Origin of the sequence: Pseudomonas sp. Leaf58 (assembly GCF_003627215.1) — a bacterium.
In the GTDB taxonomy this organism is placed as follows: Bacteria; Pseudomonadota; Gammaproteobacteria; order Pseudomonadales; family Pseudomonadaceae; genus Aquipseudomonas.
The window spans coordinates 3,367,350-3,386,441 of the sequence record NZ_CP032677.1; the positions used below are offsets into that span (position 1 = coordinate 3,367,350).

The 19,092-nt window shown below is 62.1% G+C and carries 22 protein-coding genes and 1 tRNA gene; 11 read left to right on the top strand and 12 right to left on the bottom strand.

What is annotated here, in order from left to right; genetic code table 11:
* Positions 1 to 190 precede the first annotated feature (190 nt).
* Positions 191 to 267: transfer RNA gene (locus DV532_RS15650), tRNA-Val, on the bottom strand.
* A 203-nt stretch (positions 268 to 470) separates the two neighbouring features.
* On the opposite strand from DV532_RS15650, the gene DV532_RS15655 reads away from it, so the two are divergent.
* Positions 471 to 1,754, top strand: a complete 1,284-nt coding sequence (locus DV532_RS15655) for an FAD-binding oxidoreductase (protein WP_056802850.1) — start codon at positions 471 to 473, stop codon at positions 1,752 to 1,754.
* Positions 1,755 to 1,874: 120 nt separating this feature from the next.
* On the opposite strand, the gene DV532_RS15665 is transcribed toward DV532_RS15655, so the two are convergent.
* Positions 1,875 to 2,561, bottom strand: a complete 687-nt coding sequence (locus DV532_RS15665; protein ID WP_056802853.1) for a peptidase C39 family protein — start codon at positions 2,559 to 2,561, stop codon at positions 1,875 to 1,877.
* A 223-nt stretch (positions 2,562 to 2,784) separates the two neighbouring features.
* On the opposite strand from DV532_RS15665, the gene DV532_RS30390 reads away from it, so the two are divergent.
* Complete coding sequence (locus DV532_RS30390) at positions 2,785 to 2,961, top strand: hypothetical protein (protein ID WP_162948975.1); 177 nt, start codon at positions 2,785 to 2,787, stop codon at positions 2,959 to 2,961.
* A 69-nt stretch (positions 2,962 to 3,030) separates the two neighbouring features.
* Here DV532_RS30390 and DV532_RS15670 read toward each other — a convergent pair whose 3' ends face one another.
* Positions 3,031 to 3,783: a TerC family protein gene (locus DV532_RS15670; RefSeq protein WP_056802857.1), complete on the bottom strand. Its 753-nt coding sequence runs from the start codon at positions 3,781 to 3,783 to the stop codon at positions 3,031 to 3,033.
* A 28-nt stretch (positions 3,784 to 3,811) separates the two neighbouring features.
* Positions 3,812 to 4,051, bottom strand: coding sequence for a hypothetical protein (locus DV532_RS15675; RefSeq protein WP_056802861.1), 240 nt, complete (start codon positions 4,049 to 4,051; stop codon positions 3,812 to 3,814).
* A gap of 132 nt (positions 4,052 to 4,183) precedes the next feature.
* Here DV532_RS15675 and nhaR point away from each other — a divergent pair, with 132 nt between their 5' ends.
* From nhaR to DV532_RS15690, 3 genes are all read left to right on the top strand, one after another.
* Positions 4,184 to 5,077, top strand: coding sequence for a transcriptional activator NhaR (nhaR, locus tag DV532_RS15680; RefSeq protein ID WP_056802864.1), 894 nt, complete (start codon positions 4,184 to 4,186; stop codon positions 5,075 to 5,077).
* Positions 5,078 to 5,210: 133 nt separating this feature from the next.
* Positions 5,211 to 6,422 (top strand): serine/threonine transporter SstT, encoded by a 1,212-nt coding sequence (gene sstT, locus DV532_RS15685; protein WP_056805312.1) that lies wholly within the window; start codon positions 5,211 to 5,213, stop codon positions 6,420 to 6,422.
* 88 nt (positions 6,423 to 6,510) lie between these two features.
* A complete protein-coding gene (locus tag DV532_RS15690; RefSeq protein ID WP_056802867.1) occupies positions 6,511 to 7,158 on the top strand; it encodes a YceH family protein in 648 nt (215 codons plus the stop codon).
* Positions 7,159 to 7,162: 4 nt separating this feature from the next.
* On the opposite strand, the gene DV532_RS15695 is transcribed toward DV532_RS15690, so the two are convergent.
* The 8 genes from DV532_RS15695 to DV532_RS15740 all read right to left on the bottom strand — a co-directional run bounded on the left by DV532_RS15695 (position 7,163) and on the right by DV532_RS15740 (position 14,639).
* The gene (locus DV532_RS15695; RefSeq protein ID WP_056802869.1) at positions 7,163 to 7,351 is read right to left on the bottom strand and encodes a hypothetical protein; all 189 of its coding nucleotides are present in this window, start codon (positions 7,349 to 7,351) and stop codon (positions 7,163 to 7,165) included.
* Positions 7,352 to 7,521: 170 nt separating this feature from the next.
* Positions 7,522 to 9,084 carry an alkyl hydroperoxide reductase subunit F gene (gene ahpF, locus DV532_RS15700; protein ID WP_056802871.1) on the bottom strand — a complete coding sequence of 521 codons (1,563 nt, stop codon included), beginning with the start codon at positions 9,082 to 9,084 and terminating at the stop codon, positions 7,522 to 7,524.
* Between the two features lie 125 nt (positions 9,085 to 9,209).
* Positions 9,210 to 9,773 (bottom strand): alkyl hydroperoxide reductase subunit C, encoded by a 564-nt coding sequence (ahpC, locus tag DV532_RS15705; protein ID WP_004375926.1) that lies wholly within the window; start codon positions 9,771 to 9,773, stop codon positions 9,210 to 9,212.
* A gap of 246 nt (positions 9,774 to 10,019) precedes the next feature.
* Positions 10,020 to 11,375, bottom strand: coding sequence for a glutathione-disulfide reductase (gene gorA, locus DV532_RS15715; protein ID WP_056802875.1), 1,356 nt, complete (start codon positions 11,373 to 11,375; stop codon positions 10,020 to 10,022).
* A gap of 187 nt (positions 11,376 to 11,562) precedes the next feature.
* Entirely contained in the window at positions 11,563 to 12,402 is an 840-nt protein-coding gene (gene galU, locus DV532_RS15720; protein WP_056802878.1) for a UTP--glucose-1-phosphate uridylyltransferase GalU, read from the bottom strand.
* Between the two features lie 238 nt (positions 12,403 to 12,640).
* Complete coding sequence (locus DV532_RS15730; RefSeq protein WP_056802880.1) at positions 12,641 to 13,555, bottom strand: c-type cytochrome; 915 nt, start codon at positions 13,553 to 13,555, stop codon at positions 12,641 to 12,643.
* Positions 13,552 to 14,202 (bottom strand): cytochrome c, encoded by a 651-nt coding sequence (locus DV532_RS15735; RefSeq protein WP_056802883.1) that lies wholly within the window; start codon positions 14,200 to 14,202, stop codon positions 13,552 to 13,554. The genes DV532_RS15730 and DV532_RS15735 overlap by 4 nt, the downstream gene beginning before the upstream one ends.
* Before the next feature lie 77 nt (positions 14,203 to 14,279).
* Complete coding sequence (locus DV532_RS15740; RefSeq protein ID WP_056802886.1) at positions 14,280 to 14,639, bottom strand: hypothetical protein; 360 nt, start codon at positions 14,637 to 14,639, stop codon at positions 14,280 to 14,282.
* A 159-nt stretch (positions 14,640 to 14,798) separates the two neighbouring features.
* On the opposite strand from DV532_RS15740, the gene DV532_RS15745 reads away from it, so the two are divergent.
* The 6 genes from DV532_RS15745 to modC all read left to right on the top strand — a co-directional run bounded on the left by DV532_RS15745 (position 14,799) and on the right by modC (position 19,052).
* Positions 14,799 to 15,101 carry a DUF1883 domain-containing protein gene (locus DV532_RS15745; RefSeq protein WP_056802889.1) on the top strand — a complete coding sequence of 101 codons (303 nt, stop codon included), beginning with the start codon at positions 14,799 to 14,801 and terminating at the stop codon, positions 15,099 to 15,101.
* 7 nt (positions 15,102 to 15,108) lie between these two features.
* Positions 15,109 to 15,279, top strand: a complete 171-nt coding sequence (locus DV532_RS30395) for a hypothetical protein (protein ID WP_162948976.1) — start codon at positions 15,109 to 15,111, stop codon at positions 15,277 to 15,279.
* A 46-nt stretch (positions 15,280 to 15,325) separates the two neighbouring features.
* Positions 15,326 to 16,402 (top strand): nitronate monooxygenase family protein, encoded by a 1,077-nt coding sequence (locus DV532_RS15750; RefSeq protein WP_056802891.1) that lies wholly within the window; start codon positions 15,326 to 15,328, stop codon positions 16,400 to 16,402.
* A gap of 118 nt (positions 16,403 to 16,520) precedes the next feature.
* The gene (gene modA / locus DV532_RS15755) at positions 16,521 to 17,279 is read left to right on the top strand and encodes a molybdate ABC transporter substrate-binding protein (protein ID WP_056802893.1); all 759 of its coding nucleotides are present in this window, start codon (positions 16,521 to 16,523) and stop codon (positions 17,277 to 17,279) included.
* A complete protein-coding gene (gene modB / locus DV532_RS15760) occupies positions 17,279 to 17,959 on the top strand; it encodes a molybdate ABC transporter permease subunit (RefSeq protein WP_056802896.1) in 681 nt (226 codons plus the stop codon). Before modA ends, modB begins: the two co-directional genes overlap by 1 nt.
* Before the next feature lies 1 nt (position 17,960).
* Complete coding sequence (modC, locus tag DV532_RS15765; protein ID WP_056802898.1) at positions 17,961 to 19,052, top strand: molybdenum ABC transporter ATP-binding protein; 1,092 nt, start codon at positions 17,961 to 17,963, stop codon at positions 19,050 to 19,052.
* Positions 19,053 to 19,092: the final 40 nt, after the last annotated feature.

The window sequence follows — 19,092 nt, forward strand, 5'->3', positions numbered from 1 at the left end:
GTGATCCAATGCGCGCCTGTAAAGCGTTTTTTTGAGAAAAATCAAAAACTTTGGAGTTTTTTGCGCAGGCGCCGCTTTGCGCCCGCATGACCGTGGCCTTGCGTCGCGATCGGCTGCGCAGCCGCCAAAGGCGGGAATAAAATCCCAATGAAAAAAGGGGCGACCCTTGCGGATCACCCCTTCTTCGATTTGGTAGGCACAATTGGACTCGAACCAACGACCCCCACCATGTCAAGGTGGTGCTCTAACCAACTGAGCTATGTGCCTGTCGTGTGGTGCGCATTCTACGCATTCCAAAAACCCTGTCAACACTTTTTTTCGCGCTAACTCACTGAATCTTAAACTCTTTATAGACAGACGCGCTGACAGGGACCGAGTAAAGGATTTTCAACGGACGACTAGCGGGTGTTTATTATTATTGATAGCATCAGTACATTCGTTAAAAATATAAAACACGAGGTTCCTGCAGCATGGCTAACACCCCCTACCCCCAGTCCTACTACGCCGCCTCGGCTAACCCGGTGCCGCCACGTCCGGCGCTGCAGGGTGAGGTGGAGACCGATGTGTGCATCATCGGCGCCGGCTACACCGGCCTGTCCAGCGCCCTGTTCCTGCTGGAGAACGGTTTCAAGGTGAGCATCGTCGAAGCGGCCAAGGTCGGTTTCGGCGCATCCGGCCGCAACGGTGGCCAAATCGTCAACAGCTACAGCCGCGACATCGACGTCATCGAGCGCACCGTCGGCCCTAAGCAGGCGCAACTGCTCGGCCACATGGCTTTCGAAGGCGGGCGCATCATTCGTGAGCGTGTGGCCAAGTACAACATTCAGTGCGACCTGAAAGACGGCGGCGTGTTCGCCGCCCTCACCAGCAAACAAATGGGCCACCTGGAGTCGCAAAAGCGCCTGTGGGAACGCTTTGGCCATAATCAGCTGGAGCTGATGGACCAAAAGCGCATCCGTGAAGTGGTCGCCTGCGACAGCTACATTGGCGGCATGCTCGACATGAGCGGCGGCCACATCCACCCGCTGAACCTGGCCCTGGGCGAAGCCGCCGCGGTTGAGTCGCTGGGCGGCATCATCTATGAGCAAACCCCGGCGGTACGCATCGAGCGTGGCGCCAACCCAGTGGTGCACACCCCGCAGGGTAAAATCCGCGCCAAGTTCATCATCGTTGCCGGCAACGCCTACTTGGGCAACCTGGTACCGGAGCTGGCCGCCAAGTCCATGCCATGCGGCACCCAGGTCATCACCACCGAGCCGCTGGGCGAGGAGCTGGCACGCACGCTGTTGCCGCAGGATTACTGCGTCGAGGACTGCAACTACCTGCTCGATTATTACCGCCTGACCAGCGACAAGCGCCTGATCTTCGGCGGTGGCGTGGTGTATGGCGCGCGTGACCCGGCCAACATCGAGGCGATCATCCGCCCGAAAATGCTCAAGGCCTTCCCGCAGCTGAAGAACGTGAAGATCGACTACGCCTGGACCGGCAACTTCCTGCTCACCCTGTCGCGTCTGCCGCAGGTTGGCCGTATCGGTGACAACATTTACTACTCCCAGGGCTGCTCGGGCCACGGTGTAACCTACACCCACCTGGCGGGCAAAGTACTGGCCGAGGCCCTGCGTGGTCAGGCTGAGCGTTTCGACGCCTTTGCCGGCCTGCCACACTACCCGTTCCCCGGTGGCCAGATGCTGCGCGTGCCGTTCAGCGCCATTGGCGCCTGGTACTACAGCCTGCGCGACCGCCTGGGTTTCTGATGTAAGCAGGGCTAGCCCTATCGCCGGCACGCCCGCCCCCACTGGTACTGCACAATATTCAAATCCTGTGCTGTACCTGTGGGCGCGGGCGTTCCCGCGAAAGGGCCGGCACAGACACCACTATTGGTTCAGGCTACTCACGGCCTGCTTCGCCGCAATCTCCTGGCCCGCCCGCGCCAGCTCATCCGCAGCCCGCAACCAGCGCTCACGGTCCACTTGGGCCGGCAGTTGCCGCGGCGGCTGCACCAACACGGCCCAACTGCCCTGCTTGGCCCACGCTGACGCGAAGTTGCCGAACGCCATCACTTGCCGCCGGTGCATACCCGAACGCAACAGCACCCGCTGCTTGTAGCGGTCGTAGCCGATCAACACGGCATAACGCGGCTCGCCCCACCATGCCGAACCGTCCTCGTAACGCAATAACACCGGGTTGCCCGCCGCCACCTGGGCTAACAGCGCGTCCAGCTGCTTGTCCAGCGGATACACCATCATGCCGTATTCCCGCGCCACGCGAGGGATACCGGTATCAAGCGCCTCGGCGCCTTGGGGCAGGTTCAGGGTTTTTTCCAGCAGCCCCGGGGTAATTGGCGCGCTTTGTTGCGACAGCACCGCCGCCAAGGCCATGGCCCCACTGTGGTTGGCGTTGCCGCGATAGAACGGCACGCTGCTGATCTCGACCCGCTGCGGCAGGCCCTTGAGGTTGGCAGGGGGCGCACTGGCACAGCCAGCCAGGCAGGCAGCCACCAGGCACGCTAACAGCAACCGGCGTGGGGCAGTGTTCGGCGATTTGACGGAAACTTGCTGCATGGACACTCACTTGTTCCAACGCCGGGCAGGCAGCGCCCAGCTCTGGCCACCGATCATAGGTCGGACAATAGCGCGGGTATAGTCCGACAGCGGCTTGGCGCGAATCGGACCTAGCAATAGACCTTCGGTCAATGGAACGTCACACGGGGCGAGCTAGACTAAAGCAGTGTCTGGAAGGCAAGCGCTGGCCAATCGTGCGCTTACCATAGAGATGGAGGCACAGATGAGCCTGACCATGGCAATCCTCATGCTGGTGGGCATGTGGCTGAGCGTCGCAGCCGCCATGCTGTGGGGTGTACTGCGTATCGTGCGGCGACATTCCCATCACCCCCTGCCACCGCACGCTCCAACCAAGCCACAGCCTGAGCGCCGGGCGCGGCGGCATGCCGGGGCGCACTGACCCAAGATTTTCATCAGGCCATTCGCGGGCTTGCCCGCGAACGGGGCGCAAGCGCCCCGCTTTGGCATATCAACCCTCAGCGGCTTCGCGCTTCAACCGCGCCCGCCGGGCGAAGATGTTGAGCATCTCGATCACCGTCGAGAACGCCATGGCTGCATACACATAACCCTTCGGTACATGGGCGCCAAAACCTTCGGCGATCAGTGTCATGCCGATCATGATCAGGAAGCCCAGGGCCAGCATTACCACGGTCGGGTTGTCGTTGATGAAGTTGGCCAGCGGGTCGGCAGCCACCATCATGACGATCACTGCCGTGATCACCGCAATGATCATGATCGGCAAGTGCTCGGTCATGCCCACGGCGGTAATGATGCTGTCGACCGAGAAGACGATGTCCAGCAACAGGATCTGGAAAATCGCCGCCGCAAAGCCCAGGGTAACCGTTGACGCAACCTTGGCTTCTTCCTTGGCACCGTGTGGGTCGACGTTTTCATGGATCTCCTTGGTCGCCTTCCACAGCAGGAACAAGCCACCGGCAATCAGAATCACGTCCTTCCAGGAGAAGGCGTTGCCGAACACTTCGAACACCGGGTCGGTCAGCTGGACGATCCAGGCCACCGTGCTAAGCAAGGCCAAGCGCATGACCAAGGCCATGCTGATACCAATACGGCGCGCTTTGGAGCGGTACGCCACCGGCAGCTTGTTGGTCAGGATCGAGATGAAGATCAGGTTGTCGATGCCCAGTACAACTTCCATGGCTATCAGCGTTGCCAGGGCAACCCAGGCGGTAGGGCTAGCGGCGAGTTCCAGCAAGTATTCCATTGTTCAAATCCTACAGCGGCGGTTGGGGTCAGATTTCCTGAGTGTCTTCTTTCTGCTCGGCGCCCTTGGGCTTCTGCCCTTCGCCGCCGATGGCCTCGCTCAACGCCTGCTGGGCAGCCTTGTTGGTGTCGTCGATAGCCTGCTTGGCCGACTGCGCGGCCTGATCGAGCATCTGCTGGGCGGATTTTTCGGCCTGATCGCAACCGGCCAGGGTGAACAGGGCCAAGGCCAGCACCAGCGGCGTGCCGATGGATTTAAGTTGCAACATGGGGTCCTCGCTTGTCGATATACCTGAGGCGCACAGGCGCCTGATGGGTCGCATTCTAAAGACGGCAACACTTCAGGAAAATTCGTATTTTCAGCGGTTATACTTCGGTTTTTGCGAATCCGGATGACACCGATGCTTAATTATCGCCAGTTGCACTACTTTTGGGCCGTGGCGAAGACCGGCAGCATCACCCGCGCCAGTGAACAGTTGAACCTGACCCCGCAAACTATCAGCGGTCAGATCAGCCTGTTTGAACAAACCTATGGCCTGGAGTTGTTCCAGCGCGTCGGGCGCCAGCTGGAGCTGACCGAAACCGGGCGACAAACGCTGGTCTACGCCGAGCAGATGTTCCAGCTGGGTGGCGAGCTGGAGGCCATGCTGCGGGCCGGCCCGCAGGAGCAGATCCTGTTCCGAGTGGGCGTGGCCGACGTGGTGCCCAAGTCCATCGTCTACCGCCTGCTGGCACCGACCATGGAGCTGGACGAGGTGCTGCGCATCAACTGCCGCGAAGACAAGCTCGAACGGCTACTGGCCGACCTGGCGATCCAGCGCCTGGACCTGGTCATATCCGACAGCCCCATGCCCAGCCACTTGGACATCAAGGGCTATAGCCAAAAGCTGGGCGAGTGCGGGCTGAGCTTTTTCGCCACAACGGCCCTGGCACGCGCTCATGCCGGTCCCTTCCCAGCCTGCTTGCAAGATGCGCCCCTGCTGATTCCTGGGCAGGAAACCGTGGTACGCAGCCGCCTGCTGCGCTGGCTAGGTGAGCAGCAGGTGCAGCCACGCATCGTCGGCGAGTTCGATGACAGTGCCCTGATGCAGGCGTTTGGCCAGTCGGGCAGCGGCATATTCGTCGCGCCCAGCGTGATCGCCGAGGAGGTGTGCCGCCAGTATGGCGTGCAACTGATCGGCCAGACCGAGGCCGTGCACGAGTCGTTCTATGCCATTTCGGTGGAGCGCAAGGTCAAGCACCCGGGGATTATGGCGATTACCGAGGGCGCGCGACGGGAATTGTTTCATTGGTAGCCACCACGGCCCTCTCGCGGGTAACCGCCTCAGCCGTTGCAGCAGCAGGCTTGCCCGCAAAGAGGCCGAACCTGCTCGACAAAGGTCTATGGTAAAGTCGCGCCCTTTTGAACATGCTGGGATATCGCTGCATATGACCCCCGTCCTCCGCCTTCTCAACCGTACCAGCCTGGTGACGCAAATCGTCATCGGCCTGCTCGCCGGTATCGCCCTGGCCCTGCTCGCACCCGCTATCGCCCGCGACCTGGCCTTCCTCGGCAAAGTGTTCGTCAGCGCCCTCAAGGCAGTGGCCCCCGTGCTGGTGTTCATCTTGGTCATGGCCTCGATCGCCAACCACCGCCACGGCCAGGAAACCCACATCCGCCCGATCCTGTGGCTGTACCTGCTGGGCACTTTCGGCGCCGCGGTAGTGGCCGTGGTCGCCAGCATGTTATTCCCGTCCAACCTGGTGCTGAGCACCGGCGAAGCCACGCTGAGCGCGCCGGGCGGCATCACCGAGGTGCTGCAGAACCTGTTGCTCAGCGCGGTCGACAACCCGGTCAACGCATTGCTAAGCGCCAACTTCATCGGCGTGCTGACCTGGGCCATTGGCTTGGGCGTGGCCCTGCGCCATGCCGGCGAAACCACCCGTAGCGTAGTCGAGGACCTGTCCAATGGCGTCACCTTGATCGTGCGCGTGGTCATCCGCTTCGCCCCGCTGGGCATCTTTGGCCTGGTCAGCGCCACCCTGGCCCAATCGGGCCTGAACGCCTTGCTCGGCTACCTGCACCTGTTGGCGGTGCTGATCGGCTGCATGCTGTTCGTGGCGCTGGTGATGAACCCGCTGATCGTGTTCTGGAAAATTCGCCGCAACCCCTACCCGTTGACCTTGCTGTGCCTGCGCGAAAGTGGCATCACGGCGTTTTTCACCCGCAGCTCGGCGGCCAATATTCCGGTCAACCTGGCGCTGTCGGAGCGCCTTGGCCTGCACGAAGACACTTACTCGGTGTCCATTCCGCTGGGGGCCACCATCAACATGGCCGGTGCCGCAATCACCATTACCGTGCTGACCCTGGCTGCGGTGCACACCCTGGGTATTCCGGTGGACCTGCCGACGGCAGTGCTGCTAAGCGTGGTGGCCGCCATTTGTGCCTGCGGCGCCTCGGGTGTGGCCGGCGGCTCGCTACTGTTGATTCCGCTGGCGTGCAGCCTGTTTGGTATCCCTAGCGAGATTGCCATGCAGGTGGTGGCGGTGGGCTTCATCATTGGCGTGCTGCAGGACTCGGCCGAGACAGCGCTTAATTCGTCGACCGATGTGCTGTTTACCGCAGCGGCGTGCCGGGCTGAAGAGCGGCATAACGGTTGATAATAGAGGGGCCGCTGTGCGGCCCCAATTGCCTTACACGGTTGCATTACCTACCCTAGTGGCCTTTCCCCAGCAATGAGACAGGGCCATGTCAGAACACGAAACCGCAGGTGAAGGCCGCTTCAACAGCATCGAGGTCCGCATTCTCGGCGCGCTGATCGAGAAGCAGGCCACCAGCCCGGAAGCCTACCCGCTGACCCTCAATGCCCTGGTCCTGGCGTGCAACCAGAAGACCAGCCGCGAGCCGGTGATGAACCTTACCCAAGGCCAGGTCGGCCAAGCCCTGCGCACTCTCGAAGGGCAGGGCATGACCCGCCTGCAAATGGGCAGCCGCGCCGACCGCTGGGAACATCGGGTGGACAAAGCCCTGGAGCTGGTGCCAGCGCAACTGGTACTGATGGGCCTGATGTTTCTGCGCGGGCCGCAAACCCTCAACGAACTGCTGACCCGCAGCAACCGCCTGCACGACTTCGACGATACTGAACAGATTCAGCACCAACTGGAGCGCCTGATCTCGCGCGGCTTGGCTTTGCACCTGCCACGCCAGACCGGCCAGCGCGAAGACCGCTACACCCACGCACTGGGCGACCCGGCGGAAATCGAGGCGATCCTGGCTGCACGCCAGCAGGAAGGTGGTGCACGCAGCAGTGGCGGCAATGTGTCCGAGGAACGGATCGAAGCGCTGGAGGCACGCATCGCGGCACTGGAGGCGCGCTTGGCCGAATTGGAAAGCTGAGCCATCACGGCTCGGGGTCAGGGAAGTGGCGGCAGCTCTTGCGTTCGGCCAGTTCGCGGTCACTGGGGCGCTGGTCGACGAACACCGTGCGGCCGTCGGCGTAGATTTCCAGGTAGCCCCAGTGCAAGTCCTGCTCTTTCTGGCCGGGCTTTGGGGGGACTAGCCACCAGGGTTCGCGGCTGATCAGGGTCATGAGGGTCATTCCTAAGGGCGTCTGCAGTTATCATAGACACCCTCAAGGTGAGCTTTGTCAGTTCTGACGCATTCGCGGGCAAGCCTGCTCCTACAACTTCCTCCATCGTCGTCAAAAACGGTGAAGGCCCTTGTAGGAACGGGCTTGCCCGCGAGGAGGCCGGTACAGACTTACGCCGGCGCTGAAGTGCGGATCAGGTGATCGAAAGCTGCCAACGAAGCCTTGGCCCCTTCACCCAGCGCAATCACGATCTGCTTGTAGGGCACCGTGGTCACGTCACCCGCCGCAAACACACCGGGGATGCTGGTCTGGCCCTTGGCATCGACGATGATCTCGCCACGCGGTGACAGCTCGACGGTGCCCTTCAGCCAATCGGTGTTCGGCAGCAAGCCGATCTGCACGAAAATGCCTTCCAACGCCACTTCGTGCTGCTGCTCCGTGCTGCGGTCCTGGTAGCGCAGGCCAGTCACTTTTTCGCCATTGCCCAACACCTCGGTGGTCAGCGCACGGGTAATCACCTTCACGTTCGGCAAGCTGTGCAGCTTGCGCTGCAGTACCGCATCGGCGCGCAACTGGCTGTCAAACTCGATCAGCGTCACCTGGGCGACGATACCAGCCAGGTCAATGGCCGCCTCCACGCCCGAGTTGCCACCACCAATCACCGCCACGCGCTTGCCCTTGAACAACGGGCCGTCACAGTGCGGGCAGTAGGCCACACCCCGGGCACGATATTCCTGCTCGCCTGGCACATTCATTTCGCGCCAGCGGGCGCCGGTGGCCAGGATCACGGTCTTGGCCTTGAGCGAGGCACCGCCGGCCAGGCGTATTTCGTGCAGGCCGCCATCGGTGGCCGGGATCAGCGCTTCGCCGCGCTGCAGGTTCATGATGTCCACGTCGTACTGCTTGACGTGCTCTTCCAGCGCCGTGGCGAGCTTCGGCCCTTCGGTTTCCTGCACCGAGATAAAGTTTTCGATGGCCAGGGTATCGAGCACCTGGCCGCCGAATCGCTCGGCAGCAACACCGGTACGGATGCCTTTACGCGCCGCATAAATGGCGGCTGCAGCGCCAGCCGGGCCACCGCCGACCACTAACACGTCGAAAGCACCCTTGGCGTTGATCTTCTCGGCCTGGCGGCTGCCTGCGTTGGTGTCGATCTTGCCTAGGATTTCTTCCAGGCCCATGCGGCCCTGGCCGAACACTTCGCCGTTCAGGTAAACGCTTGGCACCGCCATGATTTTGCGCGACTCAACTTCATCCTGAAACAATGCACCGTCAATGGCCACGTGGCGTACGTTGGGGTTCAGCACGGCCATCAGGTTCAACGCCTGGACCACGTCCGGGCAGTTCTGGCACGACAGCGAAAAGTAGGTTTCGAAGGTGAACTCGCCTTCCAGCGCCTGGATCTGCTCGATCACTTCGGCACTGGCTTTGGACGGGTGGCCCCCCACTTGCAGCAGCGCCAGCACCAGCGAAGTGAACTCGTGGCCCATGGGGATGCCGGCGAAGCGCAGGCCGATATCGGCGCCCGGGCGGTTCAGCGAGAACGATGGGCGACGGGCATCGGTGCCGTCCGCGCTGAAGCTAATAAGGTTCGACAGGCCGGCGATTTCCACCAGCAGGTCGTGCAATTCGCGGGACTTCGCACCGTCGTCGAGGGAAGCAACGATCTCGATCGGCTGGGTGACCCGCTCCAGGTAGGTTTTCAGTTGCGATTTAAGCGTGGCGTCCAACATACGGGCGATTCCTTTTTCAAATCTCGGATACAAAAACGCCCAGGCGAGGTCGCCCGGGCGCTTTTACGGGGCGGTAAGTACTTCAGCTTTGGCGGCTGCTCACCGCCCGCGGTTTGCGCATGGCCTTAGATCTTGCCGACCAGGTCCAGCGATGGCGCCAGGGTGGCTTCGCCTTCTTTCCACTTGGCCGGGCAAACTTCGCCTGGGTGAGCAGCAACGTACTGGGCAGCTTTCACTTTGCGCAGCAGTTCGGCAGCATCACGGCCTACACCACCGTCGTTCAGTTCGACGATCTTGATCTGGCCTTCTGGGTTGATCACGAAGGTCCCGCGATCGGCCAAGCCGGCTTCTTCGATCAGCACGTCGAAGTTGCGCGAGATGACGTGGGTCGGGTCACCGATCAGCGGGTACTGGATTTTGCCGATGGTGTCCGAAGTGTCGTGCCAGGCTTTGTGGGTGAAGTGGGTGTCGGTGGACACACCGTAGATTTCCACACCCAGCTTCTGGAACTCGGCGTAGTTGTCTGCCAGGTCACCCAGTTCGGTTGGGCAAACGAACGTGAAGTCGGCCGGGTAGAAGAACACGACAGACCACTTGCCTTTCAGGTCGGCTTCGCTGACCTGGACGAACTCGCCTTTGTGGTAGGCAGTGGCGTTGAACGGTTTGACTTGGCTGTTGATGATTGGCATGAGAGACGCTCCTTCATGGGGTTGGAATCAGTTGATGGATAGAATCCTAACTAATCATCCCGCTGAAGGCTCATTGGCAAAGCTCATGCTTTTGATTGGTTTTGGCTATAACCGGGGTTTATTAATAGAAGAGTCAGTTGTAGGAGCGGGCTTGCCCGCGAACCGGCCAACACGGTGGATGGCACGGGCTTCGCCCGTGTTCGCGGGCAAGCCCGCTGCTACAACGCTAGGCGTAGCCTGGATGAATCAGCGGGTGACGGTGCGCATGGTCACGAACTCTTCGGCCGCAGTCGGGTGCACGCCAATGGTTTCGTCGAACTGCTGCTTGGTCGCCCCGGCTTTCAAGGCAACGCCCAGGCCCTGAATGATCTCACCGGCATCAGGGCCTACCATGTGGCAGCCCAGCACTTTGTCGGTGTCGGCATCGACTACCAGCTTCATCAGGGTCTTTTCCTGGATGTCGGTCAAGGTCAGCTTCATGGCGCGGAAGCGGCTTTCGTAGACCTGCACCTTGTGCCCGGCCTCCAGCGCTTGCTCCTCGGTCAGGCCGACGGTACCGATGGGCGGCTGGCTGAATACCGCGGTGGGGATGTTCTGGTAATCCACCGGGCGGTACTGCTCGGGTTTGAACAAACGCCGCGCCACGGCCATGCCTTCGGCCAGGGCTACCGGGGTCAGCTGCACGCGGCCGATCACATCGCCAATGGCCAGGATTGACGGCGCGGTGGTCTGGTATTGCTGGTCAACGCGGATATAGCCACGCGCGTCGAGCTCGACGCCGGTGTTTTCCAGGCCCAGGTTGTCCAGCATCGGGCGCCGGCCGGTGGCATAGAACACGCAGTCGGTGAGCAACTCACGGCCATCCTTGAGGGTGGCCTTGAGGCTGCCGTCTTCAAGCTTTTCGATGCGCTGGATGTCAGCATTGAACTGCAGGTCCAGGCCGCGCTTTTCCAGCTCTTCCTTCAGGTGCGTACGCACCGAGCCGTCGAAGCCACGCAAGAACAGGTCGCCACGGTACAGCAGGGTGGTGGCGGCCCCCAGGCCCTGGAAGATACCGGCAAACTCAACCGCAATGTAGCCGCCGCCAACCACCAGCACCCGGCGTGGCAGGTCCTTGAGGTAGAAGGCTTCGTTGGAGGTGATGGCCAGTTCCTTGCCCGGAATTTCCGGCACCTGTGGCCAGCCACCGGTGGCGATCAGGATATGCTCGGCGGTGTAGCGCTGGCCTTCCACTTCCACTTCATTGGCGCCGGTCAGGCGCGCATGGCCCTGCAGCAGAGTGACCCCGCTGTTGACTAGCAGGTTGCGGTAGATGCCGTTGAGGCGCTCGATTTCCCGGTTCTTGTTGGCAATCAGGGTACCCCAATCGAAATGCCCTTCTTCCAGCGTCCAGCCAAAGCCAGCAGCCTGTTCCAGTTCGTCGGCAACGTGGGCGCCGTACACCAGCAGTTTTTTCGGCACGCAGCCGACATTCACGCAGGTACCGCCCAGGTAGCGGCTCTCGGCCACTGCCACTTTCGCACCGAAGCCGGCGGCGAAGCGCGCCGCGCGCACACCGCCGGACCCGGCACCAATCACGAACAGATCAAAATCGTAGGCCATGTATTCAGTCTCCTAGGCAGGCGCCCAGCATAACGCACTGGGGCCGCCTTGCGGCCCTTCGCGAGCAAGCCCGCCCCCACAAGTTTGGCGTAACCTTGACGGTCTACGCGTTACGAGTAGGAGCGGGCCTGCCCGCGAAGGGCTGCAAAGCAGCCCCAGTTATCAGCTGTGATGCAGGCAGCGCTTATCAGTAAGCCTTGCCAGTCTTGTAAAAGTTCTCGAAGCAGAAGTTGGTCGCGTCGATGTAACCTTCGGCGCCACCGCAGTCAAAACGCTTGCCCTTGAACTTGTAGGCGATCACGCAACCGTTTTGCGCCTGCTGCATCAGTGCGTCGGTGATTTGGATCTCGCCACCTTTGCCTGGCGGGGTGTTCTTGATGATGTCGAAAATATCCGGCGTCAGGATGTAACGGCCGATGATCGCCAAGTTCGACGGTGCATCTTCCGGCGCCGGCTTCTCGACCATGTTGGTGACCCGGAAAATGTCGTCGCGGATCATGTCGCCAGCGATAACACCGTACTTGTTGGTTTCCTGAGGGTCGACTTCCTGGATGGCGATAATCGAGCAACGGAACTGGTTATACAGCTTGACCATCTGGGTCAGCACGCCGTCGCCTTCTGGGTTGACACACAGGTCGTCCGCCAGCACCACGGCAAACGGCTCGTCGCCAATCAGCGGCTGGCCGGTGAGGATTGCGTGGCCCAGGCCTTTCATTTCGGTCTGGCGGGTGTAGGAGAACGAGCACTCGTCGAGCAGGCGACGGATGCCAACCAGGTATTTCTCCTTGTCGGTGCCCTTGATCTGGTTTTCCAGCTCGTAGCTGATATCGAAGTGGTCTTCCAATGCGCGCTTGCCGCGACCAGTGACAATGGAAATTTCGTTCAGACCCGCATCCAATGCTTCTTCAACGCCATACTGGATCAGTGGCTTGTTGACCACCGGCAGCATTTCCTTGGGCATGGCTTTGGTAGCAGGCAGGAAGCGGGTGCCGTAGCCGGCTGCCGGGAACAAGCATTTTTTGATCATATACGTCCTTACAAAAGGCTAGGCCTGTGGAATTCGGCGCAGTCTAATCAGGCGGCACTCACCTTACAATGCCCCACCCCTGGCCGACCGATGGGAAGATAGAGATTACCCAGTGTAGATAGTTCCGGGGGATCGTAAATATTACCGTCATACATGACGGTTGGATGACAAGAAATTGAGCTTAGCTGTACCGGCCTCTTCGCAGGCTTGTCGCGAACAGGCCGGTACCGGCAATACGTCAACTACCGGTGCCCTGCCCGATCAGCACCCCATCCACCTTCTGCCCATACAGGTTCACCCCGTCATTGGCATGAAACTTAACCCGCGTTTTCTCGATTGAACCCTCCACCAAGCGTGGATCCTGCGGCCGTTCATGGCGGTTGACCCAGGCCGCCACATCCCAGGCTTGCTGGTCGCTGAGGCTGCCCGGCTTGCCCAGCGGCATGTTGTACTTGATGAACGACGCCGCGGTGTTGATGCGATGCATCCCCGCGCCCCAGTTGTACGAGTCCTTGCCCCACAAGGGCGGCATCACGTACTCGCCCGCCACCTGCTGCCCTTCGCCGTTGTCGCCGTGGCAAATCGCACATTGCTCACGGTATACCTGCTGGCCGCGCTTGAAGTCGTAACCGCCCGTGGGCTGCGGCACCTCCGGGTACCCGCGCCCAGCAATCTCGACGCCGGTTGGCGCTTTGGTCGACAGCCAGTAGGCGTAAACTGCCAGCGCGGTCATCTGCGGGCTGTCGGCGGCAGGCGGCTTACCGTTCATGCTGAACTGGAAACACCCCTGGATGCGCTCGGCATAGGTATTGACCTTGTCGTTTTTCTTGCGGTACGCGGGGTACATCGGGTACGCCCCCCACATCGGCGCGGAATACGCCAAACGGCCCTGGTCGAGGTGGCAGTTACTGCAATTCATGCCGTTGCCCACAGCCTCAGGCATCAGCCGGCGAGTGTCGACGAACAACGCATGCCCCTCACGCACCGTCTTGCCAAAGGCATTGTCGGGCAAGTCGCTTTCGGCTGGCGGCACGAACTGCGGCGCTGCCTGCCCAGCTGGCACTTTCAACTGAGACTGGTCTTCCATGGCGATTGGGGCGGCATGGGCGTTGCCCATGGCCAGCATCCACAGGGCTGCAATCATCGGTTTCATGGCGTGACCTCCTGACTGGCGGGGCGGGCGAAGAACTCGGCAATGGCCTTGACCTCGTCATCAGTCATGGCCTTGGCCACGCCGACCATCAGCTGATTGGGGTCATTGCTGCGGCTGCCATCGCGCCAGGCATTGAGCTGCGCCACCAGGTAGCTAGCCGGCTGGCCGGCCAAAGGCGGAAAGTGTTCGCCAACCCCACCACCGCCCGGGCCATGGCATTGCACGCAGCCCGGGATCTGCCGGCTCCAGTCACCGTACAGGGCCATGCGCGCTGTGGGGTCATCGGCAATCTGCTGCCGGCGCAAGTCGCCTGCAGGGGCTGCCGGCAGGCTGGCCAGGTAGGTGCTGACCGCCTGGATCTCATCCGCGGTCAAGGCCTTGGCCAACGGCTCCATCACCGGCTGTTTGCGGCTGCCGCTGCGCCAGTCATGCAGTTGCTTGCTCAGGTAACCGGCCGGCAACCCGGCCAGGCGCGGAAAGCCGGCTGCGGCAATGCCCTTGCCGTCCGGGCCATGGCAACCCAAGCAGGCCATGGCAGCGGGGTTGGCCCCGCCCTGGGTAAAGATTTTTTGGCCATCGGCGGCATGCGCCGTGGGCCAGGCCAGCATCAGCAGGCTGCCGATCACGACGCGACTCAACGGTATCATCACGAATCTCCATTTCTATTGTTATAAGCTTAGGCCTAAAACATATAAGCAAATGGAGTGCAAGCCGTTGCCGTGGGTCAATTACCAGAGATGCATTGGGTAGCTGCGGTGCGTACATCGCCCAGGCGCAGCGGGAAGTTGTTCAAGCGCTCGTGCAGTTTGATGCTGCTGCCGCTGCCACGTTCGTGGATATCGATCAGTGCCGCCGGGCCGGCACCTGCGGTGAGCTTTTGCGGCACGATCAAGCGCAGGCCTTCGCCGCGCTGCTCTTCCACCAGTGGGTCGCGGCTGTCTGCAAGCTTACCCTTCACGCAATCGGCATACGCCCGCGGCGTCTTGCCCGAGATCACATCCAGGGTTTCATGCGATTGTTCCAGCTCCGAAACACTCACACAACCACCCAGCGCCAGCGCCAACGCCGCCACCATCCACTTCATTTGTCGCACCTCTGCGTTTACGAACCCCGTTCGACCATGGCCAAGCGATTTTGCTCCCGCCATGGGCAGATATTTCTAGGCCTGGTGAACAGCGCGGCAGCCTATCACCACATCGTGGTATCTTTTGCCTTTGCAGAACCAATCCTTGCGGAGCATCACATGAAATTCGTACACCAGCGTGAGCACCTCAACGAGGACGACATCGTCGTCGTCGAGTGCTCCCAGCGCTGCAATATCCGCCTGATGAACGACGCCAACTTCCGCAGCTTCAAGAACGGCGGCCGTCACACCTACCACGGCGGTCATTTCGACAAGTTCCCGGCGAAGATCACCGTCCCCAGCACCGGTTTCTGGAACATCACCATCGATACTGTGACCACCCGGCCGATCTCGGTAACGCGTAAGCCAACGCTGACCCACAAAGTGAAGATCATCCGCCGCTCGTCGTCGAAGCTTAGATAAGGCCACCATGAACCAGACCACCAAGTACGTCATCAAATACAAGCTCGACGGCCAGCGCCGCTGGGACTTCGCGCTGATGCCCGATGCCTCTCACGAGCAAGCCTTGCAGGCCCTGCGCAAGATCCACGGCGAAGATGCCGAGAAGATCAGCGACATCCAGGTGAGCAAGGCCCTGTAAGCACCTGCCGAAAGCCCGCCGCATCGCCCCGCGCCAGGAGAATTGCATGAGCCATTGGCCCGACCGCCGCATCCTCGACCTGCTGGGCATCGAATTGCCCATTCTCCAGGCGCCCATGGCGGGAGCTACGGGTGCGCCCATGGCCATCGCCGTGGGCCTGGCAGGCGGGTTGGGCGCCCTGCCCTGCGCCATGCTCACGGGCGAGCAGGTGCGTGCCGAGCTTGCCGCCTTCCGCGCCGGTTGCCCCGGCCGGCCGCTGAACCTGAACTTTTTCTGCCACCAGCCGCCAGCGCCCGATGCCGAGCGCGATGCGCGCTGGAAACAAGCCCTGGCACCCTACTACGCCGAACTTGGCGCTGACTTCGCGGCGCCCACGCCCGTGTCCAACCGCGCGCCTTTCGACGAACAAAGCTGCCAACTGGTCGAGCAACTGCGCCCGGAAGTGGTGAGCTTCCACTTCGGCCTGCCCCAGGCTGGCCTGCTACAACGGGTCAAGGCCACTGGAGCCAAGGTGCTGTCCAGCGCCACTACCGTAGAAGAAGCCGTGTGGCTCGAACACCATGGTTGTGATGCCATCATTGCCATGGGCTATGAAGCCGGCGGCCATCGCGGCATGTTCCTCAGCGATGACATCACCAGCCAGATCGGCACCTTCGCCCTGGTACCGCAGGTGGCCGATGCGGTCAGCGTACCGGTGATTGCCGCTGGCGGCATCGGCGACCATCGCGGCCTGGTGGCGGCGCTGGCACTGGGTGCGGCGGCAGTGCAAATGGGCACAGCCTACCTGTTCTGCCCTGAGGCCAAGGTTTCGCCGGCGCATCGTCAGGCCCTGGACAACGCGCCCGCCAGTGACACGGCGCTGACCAACCTGTTTACCGGCCGCCCGGCGCGCGGCATCAACAACCGCATCATGCGCGAACTGGGGCCGATGAGCGCGCTGGCACCCCGCTTCCCGCTGGCCGGTGGGGCATTGATGCCGTTGCGCGCCATCACCGACCTGCAGGGCAGTAGCGATTTCAGCAACCTGTGGTCGGGGCAGGCGCTGCGCTTGGGGCGACACATACCGGCGGGTCAACTGACCCGGGAAATTGCCGAAAAAGCTCTGGCCGTGATCGGGTGCTAGCTATCGCCTTGAAGCAGGCCGGGCCTCTTCGCGGGTAAACCCGCGCCTACACCCTTCCCGGCCCACGGCTTGTCGCTATATAGTTAAGTCTATAACGATAATCCCAGGAGCTGTATTCATGCGTATCCGCCCGTACCACTTGGCCGCCCCCGCCGTGGCCGGCCTGCTCACTTTCAATACTGCCTGGGCGGAAGAAGTCCAGGTCGCGGTCGCAGCGAACTTCACAGCCCCCATCCAGGCCATCGCCAAGGACTTTGAGAAAGACACCGGCCACACGCTGGTCGCCGCCTATGGCGCCACCGGGCAGTTTTACGCCCAGATCAAGAACGGCGCGCCGTTCGAGGTGCTGCTTGCCGCCGACGACAGCACCCCAGCCAAGCTCGAACAAGAAAAGGCCATTGTCCCGGGTTCGCGCTTCACCTATGCCATCGGCACCCTGGCCCTATGGTCGGCCAAGCCGGGCTATGTCGACGCCGAAGGCGAAGTACTGAAGAAAAACCACTACCAGCACCTTTCTATCGCCAACCCGAAAACCGCACCGTACGGCCTGGCCGCTACCCAAGTGCTGGGCGCGCTGAAGTTGACCGACGCCACCAAAGCCAAGCTGGTCGAGGGGCAGAACATCACCCAGGCCTTCCAGTTCGTCTCCACCGGCAACGCCGAGCTGGGCTTCGTCGCCCTGTCGCAAATCTACAAGGACGGCAAGATTGAGCGCGGCTCGGCCTGGATCGTGCCATCGTCTCTGCACGAGCCGATCCGCCAGGACGCCGTCATTCTCGAGAAAGGCAAGGACAACCCCGCCGCCAAAGCCTTGGTCGACTACCTGAAAGGCCCGAAAGCAGCCGCAGTGATCAAAGCCTACGGTTATGAAAACTGATGCCACTGGACGCCGGTGACCTGGGCGCCATCTGGCTGACCGTCAAATTGGCCAGCCTGACCACCCTGATCCTGTTAATCGTCGGCACGCCCATCGCCTGGTGGCTGGCGCGCACGCGCTCATGGCTGCGCGGGCCAGTGGGCGCAGTGGTGGCCTTGCCGTTGGTGCTGCCACCTACGGTGATCGGTTTCTACCTGCTGATTGCCCTCGGCCCCCACGGCTGGCTGGGCCAGGCGACCCAAGCCCTGGGCCTGGGCAGCGTGGTGTTCAGTTTCACCGGCCTGGTAATCGGCTCGGTGATCTACTCCATGCCCTTCGTGGTCCAGCCGCTGCAGAATGCCTTCGGCGCCATCGGCCAGCGCCCGCTGGAAGTGGCCGCCACCCTGCGCGCCAGCCCTTGGGCCACCTTCGTGCATGTGGTGTTGCCGCTGGCACGCCCAGGCTTCATCACCGCCAGCATCCTCGGCTTCGCCCATACCGTGGGCGAGTTTGGCGTGGTGTTGATGATTGGCGGCAACATACCCGACAAGACACGCGTGGTGTCGGTGCAAATCTTCGACCATGTGGAGGCCATGGCCTATTCACAAGCGCACTGGCTGGCCGGGGCCATGCTGGTGTTCTCTTTCCTGGTGCTGCTCCTGCTGTACGCTGGACGCCGTGGCAAAGCTGGCTGGAGCTGAAATGACTGCATCGATTGTGGCGCGCCTGAAACTGGCGCGTGATGACTTTACCCTGGATGTCGACCTGCAACTGCCCGGGCGCGGCATCAGCGCATTGTTCGGCCACTCAGGCTCTGGCAAGACCAGTTGCCTACGCTGCCTGGCCGGGCTGGAGCGGGCCGCCAGTGCCTACATCGAGGTCAACGGCGAAGTTTGGGAAGACAGTGCCCGCAGCTATTTCCAGGCACCGCATCTGCGCCCGGTGGGCTACGTGTTCCAGGAGGCCAGCCTGTTCCCGCACCTGTCGGTGCGCGGCAACCTGGAGTTTGGCTGGCGCCGCGTGCCCCCCGCCGAGCGCAAGGTCAGCCTCGACCAGGCGTGCCAGTTGCTGGGCATAGGCCACTTGCTGGCACGCCGGCCAGCGACGTTGTCCGGTGGCGAAGCTCAGCGCGTGGGCATTGCCCGCGCCCTGCTCAGCAGCCCGCGCTTGCTGTTGATGGACGAGCCGCTGGCCGCCCTCGACGGCCCACGCAAGCGCGAAATCCTGCCCTACCTGGAGCGCCTGCACGATGAGCTGGAAATCCCGCTGGTGTATGTCAGCCACGCCCAGGACGAAGTGGCGCGGCTGGCCGACCACCTGGTGCTGCTAGAGCAAGGCCTGGCAGTGGCCAGCGGCCCAATCGGCGAAACCCTGGCTCGCCTCGACCTGTCGCTGGCACAGGGCGAGGATGCCGGCGTGGTGTTCGATGGCCTGGTGGTGGGCCACGACCCGTACTACGACCTGCTCGACCTGCGCCTGCCTGGCAACGATGGGCCGCTGCTGCGCATCGCTCACCCGCCCCATGTAATGGGCAGTACCTTGCGCGTCAAAGTGCAGGCCCGTGACGTTAGCCTGGCGCTGGCAGCCGACAGCACCTCGAGCATCCTCAACCGCCTGCCGGTGCACGTGCGCGAAAGCCGCCCGGCCGCCAACCCGGCCCACGTACTGGTCAGCCTGGATGCCGGCGGCAACGCCTTGCTTGCGCGCATTACCCGTTTTTCGGCAGACCAGCTCGGCCTGCACCCCGGCCAGGTGCTGTTTGCCCAGATCAAGTCGGTGGCCCTGCTGGGCTGAGCATCCGGCCGGTAGCTGCTGTCCATTGATCAGTGACCTG